Annotated in this window: 6 protein-coding genes, 2 rRNA genes and 1 riboswitch; all 8 genes read right to left on the reverse strand. The window is 50.8% G+C overall.

The window, feature by feature from the left end:
* Nucleotides 1–105: 105 nt before the first annotated feature.
* Complete coding sequence (purE, locus tag A3844_RS23735) at nucleotides 106–591, reverse strand: 5-(carboxyamino)imidazole ribonucleotide mutase (protein WP_074084242.1); 486 nt, start codon at nucleotides 589–591, stop codon at nucleotides 106–108.
* Nucleotides 592–833: 242 nt separating this feature from the next.
* Nucleotides 834–935: riboswitch (purine riboswitch) on the reverse strand.
* Between the two features lie 158 nt (nucleotides 936–1,093).
* Nucleotides 1,094–1,528: a universal stress protein gene (locus tag A3844_RS23740; RefSeq protein WP_074084241.1), complete on the reverse strand. Its 435-nt coding sequence runs from the start codon at nucleotides 1,526–1,528 to the stop codon at nucleotides 1,094–1,096.
* Nucleotides 1,529–1,554: 26 nt separating this feature from the next.
* Nucleotides 1,555–1,818 (reverse strand): DUF1294 domain-containing protein, encoded by a 264-nt coding sequence (locus A3844_RS23745; protein WP_074102819.1) that lies wholly within the window; start codon nucleotides 1,816–1,818, stop codon nucleotides 1,555–1,557.
* Between the two features lie 80 nt (nucleotides 1,819–1,898).
* Nucleotides 1,899–3,149, reverse strand: a complete 1,251-nt coding sequence (locus A3844_RS23750; protein ID WP_083606989.1) for an MFS transporter — start codon at nucleotides 3,147–3,149, stop codon at nucleotides 1,899–1,901.
* A 398-nt stretch (nucleotides 3,150–3,547) separates the two neighbouring features.
* A complete protein-coding gene (locus A3844_RS23755) occupies nucleotides 3,548–5,686 on the reverse strand; it encodes a DNA topoisomerase III (protein ID WP_074108654.1) in 2,139 nt (712 codons plus the stop codon).
* A gap of 215 nt (nucleotides 5,687–5,901) precedes the next feature.
* On the reverse strand, nucleotides 5,902–6,642 hold the full coding sequence (locus A3844_RS23760; protein WP_074108655.1) for an acyl-[acyl-carrier-protein] thioesterase: 741 nt from the start codon (nucleotides 6,640–6,642) through the stop codon (nucleotides 5,902–5,904).
* 263 nt (nucleotides 6,643–6,905) lie between these two features.
* Nucleotides 6,906–7,022, reverse strand: a 5S ribosomal RNA gene (rrf, locus tag A3844_RS23765).
* A gap of 77 nt (nucleotides 7,023–7,099) precedes the next feature.
* Nucleotides 7,100–7,185: ribosomal RNA gene (locus tag A3844_RS23770) — 23S ribosomal RNA — on the reverse strand; the annotation flags it as partial.

Genomic DNA, 7,185 nt, shown 5'->3' on the forward strand with positions numbered 1-7,185 from the left:
AAGCCGCAGCTGCCAGATCAGCAAGCCCCTTACCCTCTGCCTGTAGCATTTCCCTGCTCCCTTCCCTCGTTATGCCGGAGCCTTCTGCCTTCAGCTCCTCCGGCCTCATAGGCTCTCGCTGCTTTCCAGCACTTCTCGTTGAATGGCATCGCGCCGCTGCTGCGCCCGGCTCTGCACCTCAGGATCGAACGCGCCGATGATCTGCGCGGCAAGCAGCCCCGCATTGATGGCTCCGGCACGGCCAATCGCTACCGTGGCTACCGGAATGCCACCCGGCATCTGCACGATAGAGAGCAGCGAATCCAGGCCGTTCAGCGCCTTGGACTGCACAGGGACACCGATCACAGGCAGCATTGTCTTCGCTGCCACCATACCAGGCAAATGCGCAGCTCCACCTGCCCCTGCGATAATCACGCGCAGGCCGCGGCCTGCCGCCTCTTCAGCGTAGCGGAACATCAGATCCGGTGTGCGGTGTGCCGAGATCACCTTTTTCTCATATCCTACGCCCAGCTCCTCAAGCACAAGACACGCTTGCTCCATCGTTTCCCAATCTGATTTGCTGCCCATGATGACACCAACCTGCACTGACATGATTCAACCTACCTTCCGCTTCCCTATTTTAGAGACTCATGTTGCTATAAGTTTGTCCTGTTACATTCAGTTTTCCATAAATCCGAAAAAAAAAGCCCGGATTCCAACGCATTTTGCTGCGGATGGACCCAGACTACTGCAGGAATTAGGAGCGCCGCATCGGATTTATGGCTGCAGCGGCATGTAACAGGAACAAGCGCACAGCTCGCAGCCCCGGGCACGGGGCGGCGCTGACGGCCGTTCTAGTCATCCTATTCCCTCGTAGTCCGGCAATTTACGGTTACCGGGTAGAAACTTCCGGGCCCTATCCCCGGTTTTATACGAGCTCTTCATAGGTTCATCTTAACAATGGCCTACACTTCATGTCAACTTAAACACGAACATTGTCATATAAAGGAGTTGAAACGTTCGCTTTTGGGCACATTTGGATTTTCTTGCGGCCACGGGATCTAACTGCCTAAAAGAAAAAGGGGAACGCATAGCGCTCCTCCAGGAAATTATATTATTTAACGACCAAAACCGGAATGCGTGCGCTCTGAACGACGTTGTGGCTGACACTGCCCAGAACAAATTCGCGAATTCCGCCGAGCCCGCGGCTGCCGATCACGATTACATCCGCACCATGCTCCTTAGCGTAACTCAATATCACTTCAGCAGGCGAGCCTTGCAGCAGTTCAACCGTTGCGTTCAGTCCTTCCGCCTCCAGACGGCTCTTCACTTCATCGGTGGTTTGTACCGCCAAATCATAATAATCCTTGTTCACTGAGGCCGGCAGAGGCGCGAGAGCTTCCCCGATAAAAAACCGCGGGAATTCGAAAGCGTGTACGACGTAAAGGGATGAGCCCGGAGTTACCTTAGCCAGTTCGATTGCGCGCTCCAGCGCCTGATTGGAAGCCTTGGAACCGTCATAGGCCAGCAAAATTTTCGAGAATAACATGTACGCCACCTCTTCTTCTGTTTTATCTATCCCAAAAAGTAACCATAGAGCAAGATATTCAGCAGCAGCAAGAGCGGAATTCCAATCCTGAAGGAAGTATGCCTGGTCTTGTGACGTTTGCGGTACATGGCGATAAGAACACCCAGCGCTCCGCCCATGAATGCCAGCAAAAACAAAGTTTTTTCCGGCACCCGGTCCCGTCTTTTACGGGCCCTGTTCTTGTCCTCGGACATGACCACATACCCGATAATATTAATCAGTGCGAACCACAGCAGTACAACCTGGACCATGCTTTCCAGCTCCTCCTCCACACAGCCTATCTACTGTATATTATATTACCCTTTTGGACAAAAAACCAATGACCCTTACATCAGCTGCCAATTTTCTGCTCTGATCGCCTGACTTGGCCACCGGCTCCGCCCGCTTCCCTAACCCATACCCAGGAGAGCAATGCAGCAAGCGCTGCCGCGATCCCTCCCAGCCAGAAACCACCCTTTAATCCATAAGCTGAACTCATCCATCCCGCCACAAAAGGTCCACCCGACATACCAATAGCATACACTGCCTGATAGAACCCCATTGCCGTCGCCCGTTTGAACGGAGCCACCCCGGAGACTGATTTGCCCAGCAGCAAAGGAAAGATCAGCCCCTGCATAAAACCATTCCCCACCTGGGTCGCGCACAGAGCAATGAGTGTCGGCATTGACGGAATTAGCAGAGTGAACAGTGCACTTCCGGCAAAACCAAGCAGCAGTGTTCCACGGTCTCCGAGCAGCCTGCCGAACCAGCGGGAACCATATAACGTCGCTGCCGCATGGGGCAGCATGAAGGCCAGCGTAAGCCAACCGAGGCTTTCCTTGCTCGCTCCAATGGCAAGCGCCTGATTCGGGGTATAACCGAACATCGTAATGAAGAGCACACAATGCGCCAGCACCGATAAAAGCGACACTTTGACCAGCAGCGGTTCCTTGATCACTTCAGCAAGATCCTTGATCTTTATCGTATTTTCACGTTTGTCCTGCTGCTGTTCCGGCAAGCGGAGTGCTAATAACAGTGCAGCAGCCGCAACCACTCCGCCAATGATAAACGGGGCATTCCACCCCCCATGCTCTGTTATGTATCCACTGATCATCATGCTTGCCAGCTGTGCAATCACCGTTGTGAACTGCAGCATACCCATGGCTCTTCCAGCCTGCTCCTTCGGAAAATATCCCGCAAACATCACCGAATAGACAACCCAAGCCGAGGCTGCAATTCCGGAAACCGCCCGTGCGGCTAGAGCCCAGCCAGGACTTGCACCCGCGAGGAACAGCAGGCTGCTGGAACCGCTTGCGATCAGTCCCAGATAGATAAACGGCCTACGCCGGTTCAGAACATCCGAGCCTATGCCGATTGGCAGCCGGAACAGAATCTGCATCAGCCCATATATCCCAAGGACCGCTCCTACCATTACATAAGAGGCTCCCAAATGCTCCACATACGGTGAGAGCACCGGAACATAGATATATGATGAGAACCAGAACATAAATACAATCATCAAAAAGAAAAAACGGCTCCCGCCCCAGCCTGCCTGAATTCCCGCCGCTTGTTTTGCATCAATCCGCCCCTGATCCGCTACCATACGATCACCCACCACTCATTTCTATTTTCCCGAAAAAGCTATCTTTTCCACTGCAACTTTAAGTAAAACATATCTGGTTTGTATTGGACAGTCCAGAATAATTATCTGCTCAGCGCGCAGCACAAAAAGTATATGTCAAAAAACATAGCACATTTATACGATAAATTTTATGTTACATTGGAATTTAAAAAAATCATTAATAAAATTAAGCCTTATTCTTTTTCCAGCCTCCTTGGTCCCCGTTCGTCGTCCTTTCACGATAGCCTGTTCTGTTAACTCCAAAAAAAAGAAGACTGCTATACCTCAGGCAATCTTCTTTGCATTAATGATTATCCCAAAACCAGCTCACGCCCTACTCACATCAGTCTGGCCGTGGAATTCCTTATTTGCGTACCCGCTTATTTACCCTTCTCCTTGGCTTCCATTGCTGCTTTGAGCAGATCACCCAGGTTAGATCCCACATTTTCAGGCTTGCTGTATTGCTGCACAAGCTTCTGCTGCTCGCGCTTGTTGATATGCTTGTGATCCTTGTCCATGGTCTCCGTTATTCCGCATCCGAGACACTGGACATAGAGACCGGCTTTGCCCTCTTTTAGCTCCATCTTCTTATGGCATTGAGGGCATCGGCGGTTAGACAGCTGCTTCTCTCCAGCCCGGGTATATCCGCAGTCATCTGCCGGGCAGACCAGCAGCTTTCCGCGTTTGGTTTTCTTTTCCAGCATTCTCGTTCCACAGTTCGGACAGTGGCTGCTGGAGACGTTATGTGGCTTGTATTCCGCACCACTGTTCTTCACACCAGACACCAGCTCCTGTGCCATACTACGTATCCCTTGCAGAAAAGGCTCCGGCCGTCCCTGTCCGCGGGCGATCTTCTCCAGTTCCGCCTCCCAGCGCGCTGTAAGCTCCGGTGTACGCAGTTGTCCAGCCACCAGCCCGATCAGCTGTTTGCCCTTACCTGTCGGATGAAGGAGATTGCCCTGGCGTTCAATCGTATCGGAGCTGACCAGCTTCTCGATGATGTCAGCTCGTGTAGCTGGTGTTCCCAGCCCATGCTTCTCCATCTGTGTCAGCAGCGATGCTTCATTGTAGCGCTTCGGCGGCTGCGTCCGGCCTGGCCGGATCATACAGCGCTGGACGGTAACGGTTTCGCCTTCTCGCAGCTCCGGCAGTTTCACACTGCTCGGAGCTGGTTCATCTGCGGTATTTTCTTCTTCGTCATCGCTGCTCATATCTCCGCCATAGACCTCGCGCCAGCCAGGATCTTTTACCGTTGTTCCTTTGATATAGAAGATCTCGCCTTCCACGTTTACGGTTACAGCAACTGCATCATATCGCGCCGCTGGATAGAACAGGCTAATGAAACGCCGTACAATGAGATCATAAAGCTTGCGCTCTTCAGCACTTAGCTGATTTAAAAGTACAGTCTGCTCCGTAGGAATGATAGCGTGGTGATCGCTCACCTTGCTGTCGTCTACAATCCGCTTAGTAATCGGCAGCGGCTTGCGCAGCAATGGTCTTGCCAATGGCGCATAGGGCCCAACAGCTACGCTGTCCAGCCTTTCTTTGAGCGTACCGGTCATATCAGAAGTCAAATAGCGGCTATCCGTACGCGGGTAGGTCACCAGCTTGTGCTGCTCATATAACTTCTGGAGTACACTGGAAGTTTGCTTGGCCGAGAAGCCAAACTTACGGTTCGCATCACGCTGCAGCTCTGTAAGATCATAAGCCAGCGGATGCGGTTCACTTTTCTCGCTTTTTTGCACCTTGGTAATTCGTCCGCTGCGTCCAGTGAGCTTCTCTTTTAGTATTGCCGTTTTATCCCGGTCAAAAATACGCCCATCCCCGCCCTGGGCCCGCCAGCCTGCCTGAAAGCTGCCAAAATCAGCCGTCAGCTGGTCATATTCCTGAGAACGGAAGCCGGTAATTTCATTTTCCCGGTCCATAATCATTCCCAGCGTCGGTGTCTGTACCCGTCCGGCAGACAGTGGTGCGCCGAACTTGCAGGTCAGCGCCCGGGTTACGTTAAGCCCGATCATCCAATCCGCCTCAGCCCGGCAACGGGCCGATTCATACAGACGGTCAAAATCCCGGCCCGGACGTAGCGATGCAAACCCTTCCTTAATCGCCTTATCCGTCTGAGAAGAGATCCAGAGCCGCCGGAATGGCTTCTTCCACCCAGCCATATTCATGATCCAGCGCGCCAGCAGTTCACCTTCACGCGCAGCATCCGTAGCCACAATTAGTTCCTCGATATCCTGACGTTTCATCAGCTGCTGCACAGCCTTATACTGCTGGTTCGTTTCCCGCAGCACCTTCAGCTTTGCCTTATCCGGCAGAATCGGTAAATCCTCCAATGCCCAACTGGCATATTTATTGTTATAGTCCTCCGGCTCCGCCAGGCCCACCAAATGCCCCAAAGCCCAGGTAACTACATATTTAGGTCCTTCAATATAGCTCTTCTGTTTGTTCCCACAGCCCATCACCCGCGCAATTTCACGCGCAACTGACGGCTTCTCAGCAAGTACCAATACCTTCATCGCTCTCTCCCTTCCCTAACAACACCCTATTATACCATGATCCCAAAGCCCAAAAATTTCGTCAGGCTGAATGAGCAGCTCTTATTATAGAATAAATTCTATCCTTTAACTTGAAGAAGCAGTCTAAACCTCCAACGTATGTATTTATACCACCGACTGAGCTGGTATTCTGTAACAATGGCTATGTCTGCAATCGGCACGGTCTTCCCGCTTCTTCAGAATCCCAGGCAAGCTGTAAAAAACACTTTATCTCCTGCTGAACCCTGCATATATATTCCTTCATTCGTTAAGGCGGAACGCTGTATCTGAAGCACATCGCCTAACCTAGCTTCCTGTACATAAGTTATCCGGAAACGCTTTAACTCCTTGGCCCCCCATTCCTCCAAAGAAAGAGCATCACAGCAGATCTCGCCATACCTTGCATTATTCAAATGCAGATTACTATCCAGGCCGCTGAACCTTACCTTGTAGGGATATGCTGCTTGAAGGCTTATATCATCTGGAATCGTCGCTTTATCCGGCATACTGCCTACTGAATCACCACTATAGTGGTTCACAGGGACCGGTATAGCAGTTGGCCGCAAAATCTTCCGCTTTTCAATATCCACTAAAGCCCAGACAGAACGCACTACAGCAACCTCTACATCGTTCTTGTCGTAAATCCGATAATCCCGCTGCCACAATGCTCCTTTGGTTCCTTTACTCCATGTGTGCACTGTTAACTGATCATTTAGCCGTGGCATACGGCGGATCTCAAGGTCCAAGGTAATCAGCATCCAGCCCATTCCATTATCCAGCATTTTTTCCAGACTCAAGCCCAGTGCGTTAACAGCTGCGTCAGCTGTACGCTGCAATATTTCCAAAATGAAAGAGAGCTTTGCCTGAGAACGGCAATCCGTATCGCTTGCCTGAACCACAAATTGCTCTGTCCACAGAAGATTATTTGATTTATCCACTACGCTATCTCCTTTACAACGAAAAAACGTTAGATTTAATAAAAAAGAACCTTTGTATCCACAATTATTCTACACTATCCACACAAACTGGGGAGTACTTTGACTACATTGTATTAATATATTTCCTTATCCACATGTGGATAAGTTTTTCCACTGTTCTTCTTAATACTTATAATATCTACAGATCTTAGTTCCTTAAGAAATCCCTTACTTAGTAAAACAACAAAAAAGCCATTGTCGATTGCTCAACAATGGCTTCATGTGCTTGGCGGCGTCCTACTCTCCCAGGACCCTTCGGTCCAAGTACCATCGGCGCTGGAGGGCTTAACGGTCGTGTTCGGGATGGGTACGCGTGGAACCCCTCCGCTATCGCCACCAAACGGGCATTTACAGCGTAAATGCTTCAGGAACCTTCATTCCTGAAAACTGAATCCGAAACGAATCTGCGTTTTATGATTTGGATAAGCCCTCGACCGATTAGTATTGGTCAGCTCCATGCATTGCTGCACTTCCACCTCCAACCTATCTACCTCGTCGTCTTCA

The organism is Paenibacillus helianthi (assembly GCF_001909055.1).
Taxonomy (GTDB): domain Bacteria; phylum Bacillota; class Bacilli; order Paenibacillales; family Paenibacillaceae; genus Paenibacillus_AQ; species Paenibacillus_AQ helianthi.